Raw genomic sequence first — 18,581 nt, forward strand, 5'->3', positions numbered from 1 at the left:
GGGCGGGTGAAAGCCCGCCTTTTATAGAAAGGTTTGGAGGAGAAAGAATGCAGAACGAAACCATATTGGATACAAAAAAAATTTCTAAACGTCATTTGTCAAAAGGTGTCCGGGAAAACCTGGTAGCGTACAGCTTCATTGCGCCGAACTTTATCGGATTTGCCGTGTTTACACTTGTACCCATGTTTTTCGCCTTTATCCTAGCTTTTGTGAAATGGGATGGGGCCAATCCAATGAAATATATCGGATTGGACAATTTCACCCGGCTTATTAAAGATACAACATTTCATAAAGCATTATGGAATACCATTGTTTACACTATTGGCGTAGTACCGTTCACCATGATTGTTGCGCTGGCGCTGGCGATTTTGCTTAACCAGAAGATCATGGCCCGCAATTTCATGAGAACCGTATTCTTTTTCCCATATGTGGCATCCTTGGTAGCCGTTGCTGCCGTATGGAACTTTATCTTCAGCCCTACGATGGGGCCGATCAACAATATTTTGCATACCCTTACCGGTATCCCACTGGAGGATCTTCCTCGCTGGGCGGCGGATAAACACTGGGCGATGTTCACAGTAATACTGTTCACTGTGTGGAAAAACATGGGTTATTACATGGTCATTTACTTGGCGGGTCTACAGGGGATCAACCCTGAGTTGTATGAGGCTGCTGAACTTGATGGTGCTAACGCCTGGAGAAGATTCCGCAATGTGACGGTCCCTCAACTGGCGCCTACATCCTTCTTTGTGCTGATGATTCTAGTCATCAATTCGTTCAAAGTCTACGATATCTTTATCAACCTATTTGCCGGCGCTGATAACCAGTTGAACGATTCTACAAGGGTTATGGTTTATCAAATCTACAATACGGCGTTCCGTTCGCTTGATTACGGATATGCCAGCGCCATGGCCATTGTGTTGTTTCTGCTGGTACTTGGCATCACCATCGTCCAGTTCCGCGGCGAGAAGAAATACGGACAATAGGAGGATTCAAAAGATATGGTGGGTACAAATAAAGGAATTAGAATCGGCACGATGGTGCTAGTGTATATTTTGTTGTTTGCTACGGTGCTCTGTATGCTTGTTCCATATATATGGATGTTGTCTTCTTCGCTCAAGCTGAACAAGGATGTGTTCTCATTCCCGATGCAATGGATTCCGGCGAATCCGCGCTGGGGAAATTTCGTGGATATCTGGACCCGTATTCCACTGGACCGCTTCATTTATAACACGGCGAAATTATCAATTATCGTAACGATTTTGCAGCTATTGACTTCAAGTTTTGCTGCGTATGCATTCTCCAAACTGCAATTCAGAGGGAAAAATGTTTTATTCCTTGGATATATCGCTACGATTGCGATACCTTGGCAGGCATATATGGTGCCGCAATTTATCTTGATGCGTTACATGGGACTTAACAATACTCATCTGGCAATCATTCTATTGCAGGCATTCTCGGCTTTCGGAGTATTTCTGATGCGCCAGTTCTATCAGGGTGTCCCAGATGAATTATGTGAGGCGGCCCGAATCGATGGCTTGAGCGAATATGGGATTTGGGCGAGAATTATGCTGCCACTATCCAAGCCGGCTTTGTCCACCTTGACGATTTTTACCTTTGTTGCCACTTGGAATGACTTCTTGGGGCCGATGATTTATTTGACGGATACGAAACTCAAGACTATACAGATTGGACTACGAATGTTCATTTCGCAATATTCCGCCGAGTACGGTCTGATAATGGCTGCAAGTGTGGTTTCCATTATTCCGGTTGTGATTGTTTTCTTGGCACTTCAGAAGTACTTCGTTCAAGGCGTCGCAGCATCTGGTATTAAAGGCTAGACAGGTTTGAACTTGGCAGTTGCAGTTTTCGCATGCTGCCAGTTTTTTTTTAGCTTATCAATAAAATGAATGCGCTTTCTTTGTTTGCTGGGCGATAAAGTCAAATCAAGCATGAAACATGCCGAGAGACCATTTATAGCAAAAGGAGGATTAAAGAATGAGCAGAAAACACTCCGTTAGAAAAAAGCTATTCTCAATGATGATGACCACTGCGCTTGTAGTTGGAATGTTTCCGGCACTCCATATGCCATCTGTATCTGCGGCTACGGTGAATACTATTTTCGCAGCCGCCTTTATGGGGGCGAAGACATCTGCTGACACTACTTTGCCTGCTAGCATTGACATTGGAGGCCAGTCTGCGACTGTGAAATGGAATATAGGTGAAGATACCTTTGCCGTTCCTTATGACACAGTGACAGTCACGGGTACAGCGAATGGTGGTCCGGTTGTTGCCAATGTAGAAGTTATTCCACCTTCAAGGAATCCATTGGTTTACTTTGTGGATAGCGGCAGGGGGGGCGATTCCGTAGGTAATGGTCCTACTTCTTCGCCACTGTACGAAGCAGTCAATACGCTGTCCGGTAGCGCGTTGCTCAACCAGTCACCAGATCAGAAATATATCAGCGGAACGACTGCCTGGGGATTTGATGATTCTATAAACAAGGTGAAGAACTCCAAAGACGGAGGACTTACCGATCCTGCAACTGATCCATCCATATGGACAGTAGGACTTCGTGCCGACCCTACTAGCAGTCATATTGTATATAAATTAATGGCTCCAGAAGCTGGAACCTATACACTCAGTAGTGGTTTCCATGATTGGTATGGCAGCCGCACTCGAGTAATACAGCCTCAGATCGAATATAAGGATACAAATGGGGCAACAAAGACGATCTCGTTTGCACAACTCAATACTAATGTGACTCCGCTTATTTCCGGCGAATTCACTATTCCCGGTGATATCGACGCTAGTAGCCCTATGACATTGACCTATGCCTATGTTTCCGGTGAGAAACCAATCTTGAGCTGGTTCGCCGTTGCCAAGGGCGGGATTCAAAAAGAGATCGAAGATGCTCGGCAGAACGCAGCTTCCATGGTCAAGGTTCTACTCGACGGCAACGATATTAAAGCGGACAATGTCAACGGCCTAACGTTCAAGGGATTTGGCGTACTAAGTGCCAACAGCACCAGTGCACTGTTGATGGATTATAAGGCTGAGCATCCGGAAGCTTACGCAGAAATGTTGCGGATTCTGTTCGGTGGAGAGCATCCCATTATGACGCATGTAAAAATAGAGATGGGCAATGACCGTAACAACTCTACCGGCCCGGACCCGGCTACTATGCGTACGGCCGATGAAGAAGCCAATGTCACTAGGCATCCCGGATTCCAGCTTGCGGCTGACGCCAAGGCTACGAATCCGGATCTCAAGGTCAGCATCCTGCGATGGAGTGCTCCGGCCTGGGCAAGCAACAACGATAAAATCTATACCTGGTATAAAGATACAATTCTTGCTGCTTACCGTGAGTATGGCTATATGGTCGACTACGTCAATCCCCATATCAACGAACATACGCCGGATTTGACCTGGACCAAACAGTACGCTGAGCGTGTTAAAACAGATAACGAAGGTTTTACAAGCCCAGAAGAGCAAGCGCTCTATAACCAGATCAAAGTTGTGATCTCTGATGAAGTAGGGATTGGTTCATTTGGCGGCAGTATGGTAAGCGACGCTTCTCTAAGGGAGGCGGCTCCGATCGCCGGATATCACTATAACACTGACGACGACAGCGCAGGCAATTTCAAAAAGCTCGCGGAACAATATGATATTGAAGTATGGAACAGTGAGGCGCAGTCCACCTTCAGTAACTCTGCCTTCCGTCCCAACAATAATGTGAAGGACCCTACAGTGGAAGGAACCGGCATCGGCGGTGTTGGCAGTCCACTGGAGATGAGCAATACGATTATTAAAGGATTCGTCAATTCCCGCCGGACGCACTTTATTTATCAGCCGGCCATCGGCTCCTTCTACGAAGGTGGACAATATTCGTTTAAGGAACTACTTAGCGCACGTGATCCGTGGTCGGGATGGATTCATTATGATGCAGGTCTTGTTGCTCTGCAGCATTACAGCTGGTTCGCCAATGTGGGCTGGGAGAACGAAGATAATACGGTAGGGATTTGGAGAGCAGTTCCTAAGGCTAGCTCCACGGGTGCAACAGGCACTAACCCTGTTAGCGGTCGCAACGGTTCTCCTAGCTATATGACACTTGCTTCACCTGACAGAAGTGATTTTTCAACCGTTATCGTGAACGATAGCGAATATGCCAAAACCTATAAGCTTCAGACGGTAAATATGAACTTTGTGGGTAATCCATCATTGGAAGTATGGGAGACTCGTGCGGCAGACGCGGGTGAAGCTTTCAACAGCAATTATATGAAATATCTCGGGGATGTCGCTGTTGATGGCAGTGGGGTTTATACCATTCATGTCAAACCATATTCGACATTGACTGTGACCACTTTGAAGAACAAGGATAATGAGGTGTATCAAACACCGTTACCAGTAGAAGGCGACCGCATCGTGCTTGATACCGACGCCACAGGGAGGATTCAAAATACAGCGGACAATATCCTGTATGCCGATGATTTTGACTACTCCTATCAATCCGTTGTGAAGATCGGGGCAGGTGGGCAGAATGCTGGCACCCAAAGCTATATTGAATCCCGCGGCGGTTCCAAAAGTGTGATACCACGCTATACGCACGACCGCAACGGTGCATTTGAGGCGTATCTTCCGGACGGTTCTGACAACTATGTTCTGCGCCAACAGCTGGATACGGAAATTATGGGGCTGGGTGGCACTTGGAACGGTGGAGATCCCGTAACAGCTATAGGTGATAACCGGTGGACAAATTACAAGGCCAGTGTAGATGTTTCGTTCGAGACGAACAGTACGCAAGGCGGAGCCAATTATGCTGCGATTGGCGCACGGTATCAAGGAGGCGGCAGCTCTCACACTATAAACGGCACACCTTATGTACTGAAGTTCTGGTTTGACGGAGGTTGGCAGCTGCTGGTCAATAATAGCGCAGTAGCGAGTGGCAATGTAGTGAGCGGTTCCGGTGGAGTAAAGCTGGATGGATTTAACACCGCACATGATGCCTGGCATAACATTGCCATTCAGGTTGCAGGTGATAAAGTGATTGCCTATTTGGACGATGTGAAACTGGCTTCTTATACTGATCCGATCCCTGAATTGTCTGGTCGGGTAGATTTAGCCAGTGGATATTATCATGTTCGTTTCGATAATCTGAAGGTCGAGACGATTGACGGCTATACGCCATACTATTCCGAATTACTGGATAATCTTGAAATGTATGATCTGGCTGCTACACCAAACCCTAAATTAAAATACGGCGGTTTGTGGAGTCATCAAAACGGGGCTGGTATGTATATTTATCAGCGTTCCCTATCTACCAGTCAAGGTGCAGCTGCTACGATGGAATATTCTTTTGAAGGCACCGGGTTAGATATTCTGGGACCGAATAATGGATCGGCTAAGTTAGAAGTGACTGTTGATGATGAAATTGTCACACTGTCAGCCGATACGATGGCCTCCAAAGAACTCTACCAAACGTACACGCTTCGCGGACTTAAATATGGACAGCATAACGTTCAGATAAAGGTATTAAGCGGTACTTTGGTTGTTGACGCGGTGGCCGTTGTTTCCGGTGAAGTAAAAGGTGCAGCGGACACAGCTGCTCTTCAATCAGCGGTAATAGCGGCGAAAGAATTTACCAAACTGGATGAATATTCGGATAGAGACTGGCAGCTTTTTGCAGCTGCACAGAACACCGCCCAAGAAGCACTAGACAATGCTGCTGATTTCAGACTGGATCAGGAAGGAACTGTGCAACTCGCGGGACGTCTGACCTCTGCCCAGAACCAATTGACAACAGGGGATATACGGGAGCTTGCTGCTCCTCAGGATATTGCCACTTATGTCGGGAAACTGCCGAATCTTCCAGATAAGTTGGAGGCTACCCGAGAAGATGGATCCAAATTGCAGGTGTCTGTGAAGTGGAATTTAGACGCGGTCAGCTTCAACACACCCTATGAAAGAGTAGCTGTAACCGGCACTTATGGCAATCTAAAAACTACTGCTAATGTGGAAGTAGTGCCAGAAGGTCTTGTGTACTTTTTGGATGTCGGTGTTTCGGCGGATATCGTCACACCACCCTATACGGTGATCAAGAATTTCGTGGGCGACAGCCTTCTGAATAGCACCGCGGATCAACTATCAACAGGCGCTGTGTGGGGTCATATCAATACAGGGGCAAATTATAATCTCAAAGGGCTCGGCGGTGCCGTAGTTATCACGGATAAAACTCAGACAGGTGTCTACAGCTCGAATACAAAGAATACACCTCTGATCTACACCCTCCCTCTGAGCGCAGGAAAGTACACGATTACATCGTTCCATCGGGACTGGTGGAATATGAGCAACCGCACGATGGATATCGCGCTTAGCTACACTGATGCTGAAGGGAAGATAGTAAACGAAACGGTCAAGACCGGTGTACTCGCAGGTCCTAATGGCATCACGATCACTCATGACTTTACGCTGCCGGTGAGCGGCGTCGTGAAATATTCGATAAACAATACGAATAGTCAGGCATCTGTGATCAGTTACTTAGCAGTGGCGAAGGACAGGTTCAGCATTGTCAATGAGCAGGCTGTAAACGAGGCTAAAAGTATTATAGAAGGTGCTGCATATAGCGTGCAGAAGGAAACAGCTAACAGCGAAGACGGAGTCCGGACTTGGCTGCTCCAAACGATGAACGGTTTAATCGGGTTCAGTGATACGGGGGTTACGATGGGTGATATCACCCTATCTTCGTTCCAGGAAGCTACTGATGACACAGAAGGCAGCTTCAGCTTCACAGTATTACTGAACAAGGGCGAATCGAAGGCAGAAGCTGCGGCCAGCGGAACGATTAAGCTATCGGAGCCAGATATGAAGCAGCCGGAGATTACCTTGATAGGTGAAGCCATAGTCAATCTGCAGATCGGTTCTGAATATACGGATGCCGGAGCCACTGCGTATGACGACCAAGACGGTGATATCACAGACCGCATCAATACAACGGTCAGCAGTGAAGTGTATGGTCTGACTGAGTTAGATACAGCGCAAGCGGATATCTACACCTTCCATTACAATGTCAGCGATGCCGCAGGCAACACGGCTGCGGAAGTCACCCGAAAAGTAATCGTATCGGAAGATCCAGATGTACTGAAGCCGGTCATTACACTGCTTGGTGAACCATCTGTTCAACTGGACAATGGCGCAAGCTATACAGATGCCGGAGCCACCGCAATGGATAACCGCGATGGCGATATTACAGAACGTATTGTGGCGACGATTACGAAGGATGGAAATCATACGGAGACGCTAGATACCTCATCAGCAGGCACTTACATTTATCATTATAATGTGAGCGATTCCGCGGGCAATACGGCTGTTGAAGTTATAAGAATAGTTACAGTGGGAGAAGCACAGCAACCGCCGACTTCAACACCAACGGTAGAACCAACACCGACAGTTGAACCCACAGCAAATCCTACACCAACACCTGTACCTGAAGTAACCTCAGGGCCGGTGTCGACCACAGCACCGACGGTATCACCAACACCGCTGCCGCGGACCACGCGGATTCTTAACAGTGACGATTTCACGGCTCCAGTTGGAGGGGGAATAACAGTTCAGCTCACAGAAGCTACTGATTCTGTACTGCTTCCTGTGGGAGTGTCAAATATCATCGGAGTGAACACGCTGCGTCTCGTATGGAATACATTTGCTATCCAACTGACCCCAGAAGCGCTAAAGAGTATCCAGGAGAAAGCTGCAGGAGGTCAAGTGGATGGAGCACGAATCAAACTCTCGGCCGTGAAGGCATCCAGAGTTGCCGTGGAACAGCTTATGAATAACCCAGCTGTCAACGGCTCGGTTCAGTTATCTGCTGCAAGTGATGTAATTAACTTCAGTTTGGAAGTTATTAGTACGAATGGCACTGCCGTACCGGTAGCCCGTTTTGACAAGCCACTGACGCTTACCTTCATAGTAGATTCAGATTCCAATCCTAATTTGCTCGGCATCTACAATATAGCCGGGAACGGAGCTCTTGAATTTATGGGCGGAACGCTAGCTGATGGAAAATGGAGTACGGAAATACAGCATTTCAGCCAGTTTGCAGTCCTGGAATATGACAAGACATTCTTGGATGTCAGTACGGATAGCTGGGCTAGCGATGTTATTAAGATAATGGCGGCTAAACATATTATCCAAGGTATTTCCGATACTGAATTTAATCCGCAGGGGAAAGTGACAAGAGCACAATTCGCGACCATGATTGCAAGAGCGCTAGGCTTAGAGGCGGGAAGTCATTCAACGTTTGTTGATGTGGACTCCAGTGCTTGGTATGCCGAATCCATTGCAGCCGTAAGCGAAGCGGGTATTGTGCTCGGACGTAGTTCGGATTCATTCGCACCGGACCGCAGCATTACCCGCGAGGAAATGGCCGTAATGATCGTTAGAGCTTATGAATATTTACAAGGCAGCAAGGTAAGTGAAGTTTCCGCAGGCTCGTTCAGTGATTATTCCCTGATTCATGTCTGGGCACAGAAATCAGCAAGTTTCGCTGAGCAGGCAGGGCTGATAAAAGGACGAGGCAATATGCAATTCGCACCGCAAGAGATGATGACCCGTGCCGAAAGTGCGCAAGTCATCGCCAATCTGCTGGGATATTTGTAAGCCGCACTTCCATGAACCTGGCAGCTGCATTTAGCGGGTGCCAGGTTTTTTTATAAGTTCAAAGAAGGGTTTATACAATTGCGAGGCGTCGATAAGTGGCAATGTCAGCTTTTTTTGCCGTATTTTCCAGGTGGAATGCCCGTGATATTCTTGAAAGTACGTATGAAATTGGCATAGTCATTGAAGCCGGATAGATAACAGGTATCGGATACGGAGTTTCCGGCGGATAGGAGCTGTTTGGATAAAGCAATTTTTTTAAGCAGGACGTAACGGTAGATCGTTCCTCCTGTCTGCTGCTTGAACAGGTGACTAAGATAATATTTATCGATGTTTAATTCACCAGCGATCTGCTCTAGCGACAGATTCAGATGCAGATGGTTATCGATATAGCGCATGGCCGATTGAATATGCGATGAAATAATACTGGGTATGGTGGAACTAGTACGGCTATATAGCTCATTAATGAGGACCAGAATCTGGATCAGATAAGTTAAAGCCAGAACCTCACTGCCGTATTGAGGATTCTCCAAGATTGCAATCAGGCGAAAGGCAAGGGCCATGTACTCTGCAAGCAGTGTTTCATCCATTTGAGCGAGATTCTGCTCTCCGGGCTGACGGTTCTGGAAACAGGCGAGCAGATTTGTGGTTGCGGTGCAGAAGGGATATACAAGTGGAGCTTTGAAATGAATAGTTAATCGTTCGTAAGGCTCCGGAGATAAATTAATGATTTTATGAATCTCGTGATTGTTGAATAAGAGCACATTGCCCCGTTGAAGCGGATAGCTGTACTGATCCACAAATCCGTTCACCGTGCCGCCTAAAAATAGGAAGATTTCAAAGTGATCATGAATATGAAAATCTTTGGTGGGTGAGATCGGTGAATTGCCGATGCCCGCCAGTATGTCGCCTTCGAACGGCTGATAATACTGGGCATGTTTCATCCGGATAACCCCTTTCAGATTAATAGCAATAAACGCAATAAATAATCATTAATCGCAAAGACATTGCAATAATACAACACTAAACTATAGAAGAAGATTACGCAATAAACCAAGTATACAGCTGGTCTGAACATGAGTAGTAGGGCTCTGCATCTGCTGAATAGACGCAATTGAAAGGGTGGATGGTGTATGAATAGTACGAAACACCGCAAATATTGGCTGGATACGATGCTACAGATCGGGAACCCAGTACTTGACGCTTTGTCGCAAAGAAAATTAAAGGAACGGCTGCCCACCGAGTTTCATAGTGACAGGAGCAAGTTTGCGCATTTGGAGGCATTCGCCAGGTTGGCCTGTGGAATGGCCCCATGGCTAGAGCTTGAAGGGCTGGAGGGTGAAGAAGAAGAGCTCAGGGCTCGTTATGTCATATTGATGCTGGAATGCATCGATGCCGCTGTTGATCCATCATCACCTGACTATATGGATTTTAAGTCCGAAGGCCAACCGTTGGTCGATGCGGCATTCCTCGCTCATGCGTTGGTGCGTGCACCGAAGCAGCTTGCCTGGCGGCTGAATGAGCGGGCCAAAGGTAATTTAATAACAGCCTTGAAGCGAACACGCCGGACTGCACCCAGCGGGAGCAATTGGCTGCTGTTTAGCGCAATGGTTGAAGCAGCTTTGTATATACTCGGCGATTCAGAATATGACCGGATGCGTGTTGGTTATGCGATCCACATGTTCATGGATTGGTATAAAGGCGATGGTATCTACGGGGATGGCAAGGACTTTCACTGGGATCATTACAATAGCTTTGTCATTCAGCCGATGCTTGTGGATGTGGTTACACTTTTTGAACGGGACTCGGAGCAATACTCCGTATTGAGGCCATTGATTCTGGAGCGGGCACAAAGATACGCAACTGTTCTGGAACGGATGATTGCGCCGGACGGAACGTATCCGTTTATAGGGCGCTCTATCGTTTACCGTTTTGGTGCGTTTCAGCTGCTATCACAAGCGGCGCTACAGCATTTTCTGGAGGATGCACTATCACCCGCACAGGTACGCTGCGCCTTGACCGCTGTAATCACACGGACTATGGGGTTTCCAGGGACGCTGGATGAGGACGGGTGGCTACGTCCGGGGGTGTATGGTTACCAGCCCGAGCTTGCGGAGAGCTATATCAATACGGGAAGTCTCTATTTATGCGCTTCAGTATTTCTTCCTCTGGGGTTACTTCCTTCAGATCCTTTCTGGGCAGGGACAGAACTGAAATGGACAGCACAAAGAATCGCAGCCGGAGAGGATGTTATGAGAGATCATGCCTTGAGTAGATAGGGCGATCTGATCTAATCGGTCAAAGGGAGGGGAAAAGCATGAACAGACAGGAGCTTTTCGGAATTGTTCAAGAAATGAAGCCAGCAAATCTGAGCTTGTATTATCCTGATGGAGAATCGGATGCTTTTTGGAAACAGGCCTTATCATCCGAGACATTAAAGGAAGATATCAGCGAAATTCGCGAGGAGGCTCAAAGATTAGACAGCCAACCTATATCAGAGCTGACGGATACGCTATTTTCAATTTTTGCGCGTACGGGTTCGAGGTTAGAATATGAACGGGTCTATTTCGAACGGAGAAGAAGGCTGAATACATATGTATTTATGACCTTGCTTGAGCCGGATAATGTCAGACTTCTGGAGAACCTGGAAAATATCCTATGGTCTATATGCGAAGAGTACACATGGTGCCTGCCAGCCCATCTTCCTGTAGATCATAATACAGAGAATATTGATCAGTTTATTGATCTGTTCTCCTCGGAGACCGCTTTTACCCTTGCCGAAATTTCTCTATTACTGGGAGTACGACTTCCGCTGCTTCTTCGATCCCGAATCAGACATGAAGTAGAAAAGAGAATATTTCGACCTTTTATTGAATGTAGTCCTTATGAATGGGAGACTGCACGTCATAACTGGGCAGCAGTGTGCGGAGGGTCGATCGGGGCAGCCGCCTTATTGATGTTGGATGATCCTGCTGCGCTGACGAATATCCTGCTGAAGACAGAGCGCAGCATGAGCTACTATCTGGAAGGCTTCGGGGATGATGGGGCCTGCCTGGAAGGTCTGAGTTACTGGAACTACGGATTTGGCTATTTCACGTATTACAGCGATCTTCTCCGGGTTAGAAGTGAGGGAAGAGTAGACTGGCTTGCAACGGACAAAGTGCGAAGTATCGCTCAGTTCCAACAGAAAATTTTCATCGGTGGCAATTTTGTCGCCAATTTCTCTGACTCAGAGCCTCGAATTCACATACATATGGGCTTGTCCCATTATTTAGCTGATACCTATCCAGAAGTAGAATGTCCTCCGCCTGTGCTTCGCACTCCTTACGCTAAGGATCACTGCAGCCGCTGGGCTCCGGCTTTTCGAAATCTCATCTGGAGAAGGACCGGCGATGAGAAACAGGATCAGGATTGGGGAGCCGCCAGTTATTATCTTCCTGATGCGGGATGGCTTGTCTCGCGTTATCAGTCCGGAGGAAGTTCGTTCGGCTTTGCGGCTAAGGGAGGGCATAACGCTGAACCTCATAATCATAATGATCTGGGACAGTTCATTCTGTCAGGTGGAGGCGAAATCTATGCAGCTGATCTCGGCTGTGGAGAGTATACGGCTGAATATTTTGGGGCTGGCCGTTATCAATATGATTGTAACGGCTCGCAGGGACATTCGGTTCCGATCATCGGCGGCCAGTATCAACTGGCTGGCAGGAAGCATAGTGCTACAGTTCTGTACGCGTTGGCTACGGTTGAAAAAGATGAACTGAAGCTGGAGCTGTCTCAGGCATACGAAGTGGAAGAGCTTCAATCCCTGATCCGCTCTATGGTTTGGTACAAGGGGCAGCATCCTCGCTTGGAGTTAATGGACGAGTACCAGTATAACGGTAAGTCAGTGAGCTGGACAGAGCGGTTCGTTACCTTGCGTCGTCCGAAAATGCTGCGTTCTGGTGTTGTGCTGCTGCCCGGAACTGGAGTAGACGGAGTGGAACTGACTTATGATGTTCAGATCGTTGAGCCAGAGATTACTGCACGTGAGTACCGGGATCATTTTGGCAGGGATACGGTCTGGTATACGCTAGACTTTCATGCTCTTCAGCCCGGTTCTGAAGGAAAATTAGTATTCACCTTTCAATTTATATAAATGATGAAAGAAATAGTGAACCATTCTAAGAAGGCGGTGTTTGAAATGAATATAACGGAAAACCCAACTTGGCTGGATGAAGCTTGGAACAAGGCACTTGAAAAGACAAGATGTAACAGTGGAAAGATCGGTGCAGAATTTCCACACGCGAGTCAAGATGGTAAATACTTGCTTGAAGCGCCGAACTGGTGGACAGCAGGGTTCTGGCCGGGAATGCTTTGGCAGTTTTATTCTGAAAGTGGGGACGAAAGCCTTAAAATGATCGCAGAGCGCTGCGAAGAGAGACTCGACGAGGTACTGGACGGCTACGTTAAGCTGGATCACGATTTAGGTTTCATGTGGATTCTTACCAGTGTGGCAAATTATAAGTTAACGGGTAGCGAAGCGTCGCGAATTCGGGCATTAAAGGCGGCCAACTATCTGGCAGCCCGCTTCAATCTGAAAGGGCATTATATTCGGGCTTGGAATCCATGGAGTGAAGGGGAGGACAACAGCGGAGTTGCTATTATCGACTGCTGCATGAACACCAGCCTGTTGTTCTGGGCTTCCGAGACAACGGGTGATCCCCGCTATCGTCATATCGCAGAGGCGCATATGAATACTGTGCTGGAGCATTTTATCCGACCGGACGGCTCCGTGTACCACATCGTCAAATTCAACCCGGAGACGGGTGAAGTGGTGGAGAAGCTTGGTGGGCAAGGCTTTGCGCCCGAATCGGCTTGGTCACGCGGCACGGCTTGGGCTATTTACGGCCTAGCACTTGCCTATCATCATACGGGAAAGCAAAGCTACTTGGATGCAGCCAAGCAGGTAGCGCATTTCTTCTTGACCCGACTGCCGGATGATCACGTTCCACATTGGGATTTCCGCGCTCCCGGTGAAGTCGGCGAGATACGTGATAGCTCCGCTGGTTCCTGCGCAGCGAGTGGATTGCTGCTGCTAGCCGACCAGGTGGATGATTCGGAGTCTCATGTGTACCGGAACGGGGCTATAAGAATAGTGGAATCTCTCTACAGGAATTATGGCAGTTGGGACAATGCGGACGAGGAAGGGTTGCTGCTTCATGGTACAAGTAACTACCCTGAGAACCGGAATATAGATGTTCCGCTTATCTACGGTGATTTTTTCTATGTCGAAGCACTGGCTCGGATTAAAGCCGTAGGACCGTTCTTTTGGGAGTAGGGGTGATTATGATGAACAATGAGAAATCATTTTCTCGGATTGGCGGTAATCCGCTGAAGACCCGTGAGGATCTGGTGATCGCCCTTGAGCAACTAACGGATCCGCTTCGGCCGTACTACAGCAGAGGCAGCGCACGACTTAAAATCGGTAGAACAGGGGCGAGCTATTCGGCAGTAACTGCTGAAATGGAAGGTTTCTCGCGGGTGTTGTGGGGTTTGGTACCCCTGCTCATTGGTGGTGGAGACAGCGAACTCTGGGACATCGTGCTGGATGGCATTCGGCATGGCACCGATCCTTCTCATGAAGAATATTGGGGAGAGGTGAAGGATTACGACCAACGTTTGGTCGAAATGGCGGTCTTCGGCTTCGCATTGGCAGCCATTCCGGAACAGATTTGGTTGCCGCTTGCTCCGAATGAGCAGGATCAATTATACCGTTGGCTGAATCAAATAAACGCCCATCCTTGCTATGATTGCAATTGGCTGTTCTTTAACGTTCTAGTCAATATCGGATTCCGCAAAATCGGTCGTCCCTACGACGCAGGACAACTAGAGAGCAATTTAAAGCGCATGGATGATTTCTATTTGGGGGAGGGCTGGTACAGCGACGGGATTAATGGTCACAGCGATTATTACGTACCTTTTGCTATTCATTACTACGCACTGCTGTACGCAAAGCTGATGGAACAGGAAGACCCCGAACGTTCCCGTGTGTTCAAAGAACGGGCTCGATTGTTTGCTGTCGATTTCATCGGCTGGTTCGCACCCGACGGCTCCGCACTTCCTTATGGACGTAGCTTGACTTACCGCTTTGCCCAGTCGGCATTTTGGAGCGCATTTGCCTATGCAGGCGTTGAAGGATTTTCTGCTGGTGTGGTAAAAGGTGTGGTGCTGCGAAATCTGCGTTGGTGGTTCAGCCAGCCGATTGTTGACGCCGATGGCGTACTGACCATCGGATATACTTACCCGAATCTGGTCATGGCGGAGAATTACAATGCTCCCGGATCTCCGTATTGGGCGTTAAAGACTTTCTTGCCGCTGGCTCTAGGGGCGGATCATCCGTTCTGGAAGGAAGAGGAACTGCCGCTACCGTCCATTCCGGCTGTCATGGTTCAGAAATCTGCACATCTTGTCATCGTTCGCGAGCACGCTTCCGGTCATGTAGCGGCCTTCAATAGCGGACATTTATACACGAATGAACATACCCACACCTCGGCCAAATACGAAAAATTCGTGTATTCAACAGGCTTCGGCTTCAGCGTGCCCCGCTCCGAATGGGGGCTCTCCCAAGGAGCGTTCGACGCTATGCTTGCGCTGAGCGAGCGCGGAGACAACTTATACCGGGTACGACGCCAGAATATAGAGTCTGAGATGATAGACAACGTCCTTCGTTCCGTCTGGAAACCGTGGGCCAATGTCGAGGTTCAGACTTGGGTTGTCGCCGGACTTCCTTGGCATATTCGGATTCATCGAGTCGAAACTGGACGGTCGCTGGATACCGCAGAGGGTGGATTCGCACTTGGCCAAGAGAATGAAATAATATCGAAGATCGATGTGGCTGGTGCGATGGCCTCCACTGCTTGGGGAACCAGCGCAATCAAGGATTTGCTAGGTTGTCGGAAGGGTGAGCTGGTCTGGCCGAACGCCAATACGAACCTGCTTTACCCTCGAACGGTGCTGCCGATGCTGACGAGCACCCTTGAGCCGGGAATTCATTGGCTCGCTTCGGCCGTCTATGGTTGTCCTTCAGAGGGGGCTTTGGATATTCAGGCTGATCAAGCTGATGAGGTCCTCAAGCATTCACCTGAGCAAGATTTGAAAGTTAAGTTCAGCGAGGGAACGTTAACCATTGTCACTCATTTTGGGAGAGAAATCGTTCTTAATATATAATGAGTTGGTTGAATATTTCTCACACTAATTGAAAAGTCACAACAATAGCCCTGATGCAGAACTGCTGCACTAGGGCTATTGTTTTTATGTGGATTTTTATGATTTTATCTTTTAATTATTGAGTTTTTTATCAAATGTTTTCTTAGATGGACAATTATGCTATAGTACTCTATCTAGTCATTTACAGAAGTATTGATTTATCAGACGATGAATAAACTGACTTTTGGCAAAACTAGAAATACCGACATCTATAGAAAGATAAGAAAGGCAGGAACTCCTTATGGACAACGGCAGTCTGGTCACGTGGATACTTTCATTTGTTATGATTATAAACATATTGCTCTCTGCTGGTTTTTTATTTTTTGAGAGGAGAGATATTGGTTATACGTGGGCGTGGCTTATGGTTTTTTATTTTATTCCCATTTTGGGTTTTATTATTTATCTCTTTCTTGGTCGTAATTTAGCAAAAAAGAATTTCTTTGGCCTTTCAGCTGAAGAAAGTAAATATCTACAATCAACTGTAGATCATCAATTGGCTACATTAAAGGATCAACGCGAGAATCAGAACGCTTTGTTAACGAAATATGCTGATTTAATTCATATGAACCTTGTTTCATCGAATGCGCTAATGACAACAGATAACGAGATAGCTATTTTTAACGATGGTAAACAAAAGTTTGACTCTTTATTTAATGATATTAGAAATGCCAAAAAAGAGGTCAACATTCAATATTACATCATCCAGCCTGATGATTTAGGGACAAAATTAAGAGATGAATTAACTAAAAAAGCCAAAGAAGGCGTAAAAGTGAGGGTTCTTTATGACGAAATCGGCTCCAAGAGACTTTCTCTTAAGTTCTTTAAAGAACTACTTTCTGCTGGTGGAGAAGTAGAGGTATTCTTTCCATCACTGCTTAGACCGATAAATTTTCGGATGAATAATCGAAATCATAGAAAACTATGTATCATCGATGGGGAAATTGCTTATATTGGTGGATTTAATGTGGGAAATGAATACTTAGGGATAGATAAAAAGTTTGGATATTGGCGGGATACACATTTTAGAATGAAGGGTGGTTCCGTTAATCAAATTCAAGGCAGGTTTCTTCTGGATTGGAAACATGCCCGGAAACACGAGCAGGTAAGCTTCGATCAATTTTCCTTTACTACTGGAAGTCATGCCGGATCAAGTCCCGCTCAAATTGTGTCTAGTGGTCCTAACTCGCTAGTTGAGCATCTGAAAAACATGTATATTAAGCTGATCTTGAACGCCAAACGGAGTGTGTATATTCAGACGCCATACTTCATTCCAGATAGTAGTTTTATGGATGCATGTAAAATTGCACTCCTATCCGGTGTGGATGTACGGATTATGATTCCAAATAAGCCTGACCACCCTTTTGTTTACTGGGCAACTTGGGCGTATGCAGGTGAATTATTGAATTATGGAGCGAAAATTCTGTTATATGAAAATGGTTTCTTGCATGCCAAGACGATTGTGGTAGATGAAGAAGTAGCGTCCGTAGGGACAATGAATATTGATTCCCGGAGCTTTAGACTCAATTTCGAAGTTAATGCAATTGTTTATGATGAGCAAGTTGCTAAACAGCTTCAAGAATTGTTTCAGGAAGATAGCCAGTTAAGTACAGAGCTTACCCCTGAGCGTTATAAAGAAAGGTCCCTTATAATCAAATTTAAAGAGGGGATTTCTCGTCTTTTTTCGTCTATCCTCTGAATACACAGACCCTATACTCCGTACAAAAGGCGAGCTGTGGACTTGTAAATGCACAGTTCGCCGCGGCACATAGATTCTACTATGCTTCACACCATCCCTTGTTTTGATTTCATGCACTTAAGATTGTATGTGCGACCGTATACTTTTGCATATCTTACAATTCGGTTAATCATACGGGTGTCTTTCAGCTTAGTAAACGGGCACGGATCAGGAGCGGTATTCACTTCCAAGATCCATGGCTTGAGACGTTGATCTAAGGCAATATCTACACCGATTTCCTGAAGGCCGGGATAGACAGTACTAAGCTGCCTTGCGGACTTCACTCCAATTTGCTTCAGGGATCGGATCAATATTTTACAATTTTCTGCGCTTGTGTAGCCTTTCAATAATTCCTCAATCGGATAAATCGTTCCTCCTTGACTCCCGTTTGTAACCACTTTACGAGGATGCGCCAAGCGTCCTGCAACCCCTGTTGCTTCCCACCCACCCTTAGAATTTCGCTGCACCATTACCCGAATATCGAAGGGGCGGCCATCGTAAACCAACAGCCTAATCCCCTTTTGTACTAAATAGGATTTTCCTTGGGTCTCTCGTAAGATTGCTCGATATGCCGTGTCGTAATCAGAAAATTTGTGTACGTGGGTACCGGATTGATAGCTGTATTGTGCGCGTGCAAGTTCAACCCGTATCACGCCCTGTCCTAAAGATCCGCAGCAAGGCTTAATGTACACCATTTTATATTTTTGTAGCATCTCATATAGTGTGTTCTTATTCATTTTTCTCGTAAGCGGGATATGTTTATTTAACTCTTGGTTTCTAACCAGCACCCTTGTCTTCGTCAGCTTATTAGATACACGACTTATCTGCTTCATCATTTTGTCCCTCCGTCTCAATATATCCATAGGCTATATTACGAAAATGCCTCAGCTTTTGATTGGGCAACCACCGAATCGTAGAACACACTGAAAGAATTCTACATATGATTATT

General features: G+C 46.8%; 10 protein-coding genes. 8 read left to right on the forward strand and 2 right to left on the reverse strand.

Translation table 11 applies throughout. The annotated features are described in order from the left end of the window. The first annotated feature begins 47 nt into the window (after positions 1-47). The 3 genes from MKY52_RS23340 to MKY52_RS23350 all read left to right on the forward strand — a co-directional run bounded on the left by MKY52_RS23340 (position 48) and on the right by MKY52_RS23350 (position 8,655). Positions 48-986: a carbohydrate ABC transporter permease gene (locus MKY52_RS23340; RefSeq protein ID WP_341053808.1), complete on the forward strand. Its 939-nt coding sequence runs from the start codon at positions 48-50 to the stop codon at positions 984-986. 15 nt (positions 987-1,001) lie between these two features. Then, on the forward strand, positions 1,002-1,841 hold the full coding sequence (locus MKY52_RS23345; protein ID WP_081392974.1) for a carbohydrate ABC transporter permease: 840 nt from the start codon (positions 1,002-1,004) through the stop codon (positions 1,839-1,841). 157 nt (positions 1,842-1,998) lie between these two features. After that, complete coding sequence (locus MKY52_RS23350) at positions 1,999-8,655, forward strand: S-layer homology domain-containing protein (RefSeq protein ID WP_341053811.1); 6,657 nt, start codon at positions 1,999-2,001, stop codon at positions 8,653-8,655. A 104-nt stretch (positions 8,656-8,759) separates the two neighbouring features. Here the strand turns inward: MKY52_RS23350 and MKY52_RS23355 are convergent, their stop codons facing one another. Continuing rightward, positions 8,760-9,596 (reverse strand): helix-turn-helix domain-containing protein, encoded by an 837-nt coding sequence (locus tag MKY52_RS23355; RefSeq protein WP_081392972.1) that lies wholly within the window; start codon positions 9,594-9,596, stop codon positions 8,760-8,762. A gap of 189 nt (positions 9,597-9,785) precedes the next feature. Between MKY52_RS23355 and MKY52_RS23360 the strand changes: the two genes are divergently transcribed. The 5 genes from MKY52_RS23360 (at position 9,786) to cls (ending at position 17,593) form a co-directional block, all read left to right on the forward strand. Next, positions 9,786-10,931, forward strand: a complete 1,146-nt coding sequence (locus MKY52_RS23360) for a DUF2264 domain-containing protein (RefSeq protein ID WP_341053814.1) — start codon at positions 9,786-9,788, stop codon at positions 10,929-10,931. Positions 10,932-10,969: 38 nt separating this feature from the next. Beyond that, positions 10,970-12,787, forward strand: coding sequence for a heparinase II/III family protein (locus MKY52_RS23365; RefSeq protein ID WP_341053817.1), 1,818 nt, complete (start codon positions 10,970-10,972; stop codon positions 12,785-12,787). Between the two features lie 45 nt (positions 12,788-12,832). Then, positions 12,833-13,969: a glycoside hydrolase family 88 protein gene (locus tag MKY52_RS23370; protein WP_341053818.1), complete on the forward strand. Its 1,137-nt coding sequence runs from the start codon at positions 12,833-12,835 to the stop codon at positions 13,967-13,969. Between the two features lie 8 nt (positions 13,970-13,977). Further along, positions 13,978-15,858: a DUF2264 domain-containing protein gene (locus MKY52_RS23375; RefSeq protein WP_341053819.1), complete on the forward strand. Its 1,881-nt coding sequence runs from the start codon at positions 13,978-13,980 to the stop codon at positions 15,856-15,858. A 280-nt stretch (positions 15,859-16,138) separates the two neighbouring features. Continuing rightward, entirely contained in the window at positions 16,139-17,593 is a 1,455-nt protein-coding gene (gene cls / locus MKY52_RS23380) for a cardiolipin synthase (RefSeq protein ID WP_341053820.1), read from the forward strand. An 86-nt stretch (positions 17,594-17,679) separates the two neighbouring features. On the opposite strand, the gene MKY52_RS23385 is transcribed toward cls, so the two are convergent. Continuing rightward, on the reverse strand, positions 17,680-18,468 hold the full coding sequence (locus MKY52_RS23385) for a YheC/YheD family protein (protein ID WP_341053821.1): 789 nt from the start codon (positions 18,466-18,468) through the stop codon (positions 17,680-17,682). Positions 18,469-18,581: the final 113 nt, after the last annotated feature.

The organism is Paenibacillus sp. FSL P4-0184, assembly GCF_038004625.1.
Lineage (GTDB): Bacteria > Bacillota > Bacilli > Paenibacillales > Paenibacillaceae > Paenibacillus_AQ.

Bases quoted from the DNA above. Each gene is read 5' to 3' on its own strand.
- MKY52_RS23350 (WP_341053811.1), top strand. From the start codon at position 1,999: ATGAGCAGAAAACACTCCGTTAGAAAAAAGCTATTCTCAATGATGATG.
- MKY52_RS23340 (WP_341053808.1), top strand. From the start codon at position 48: ATGCAGAACGAAACCATATTGGATACAAAAAAAATTTCTAAACGTCAT.
- MKY52_RS23345 (WP_081392974.1), top strand. From the start codon at position 1,002: ATGGTGGGTACAAATAAAGGAATTAGAATCGGCACGATGGTGCTAGTG.
- MKY52_RS23365 (WP_341053817.1), top strand. From the start codon at position 10,970: ATGAACAGACAGGAGCTTTTCGGAATTGTTCAAGAAATGAAGCCAGCA.
- MKY52_RS23375 (WP_341053819.1), top strand. From the start codon at position 13,978: ATGATGAACAATGAGAAATCATTTTCTCGGATTGGCGGTAATCCGCTG.
- MKY52_RS23385 (WP_341053821.1), bottom strand. From the start codon at position 18,468: ATGATGAAGCAGATAAGTCGTGTATCTAATAAGCTGACGAAGACAAGG.
- MKY52_RS23370 (WP_341053818.1), top strand. From the start codon at position 12,833: ATGAATATAACGGAAAACCCAACTTGGCTGGATGAAGCTTGGAACAAG.
- MKY52_RS23355 (WP_081392972.1), bottom strand. From the start codon at position 9,596: ATGAAACATGCCCAGTATTATCAGCCGTTCGAAGGCGACATACTGGCG.
- cls (WP_341053820.1), top strand. From the start codon at position 16,139: ATGGACAACGGCAGTCTGGTCACGTGGATACTTTCATTTGTTATGATT.
- MKY52_RS23360 (WP_341053814.1), top strand. From the start codon at position 9,786: ATGAATAGTACGAAACACCGCAAATATTGGCTGGATACGATGCTACAG.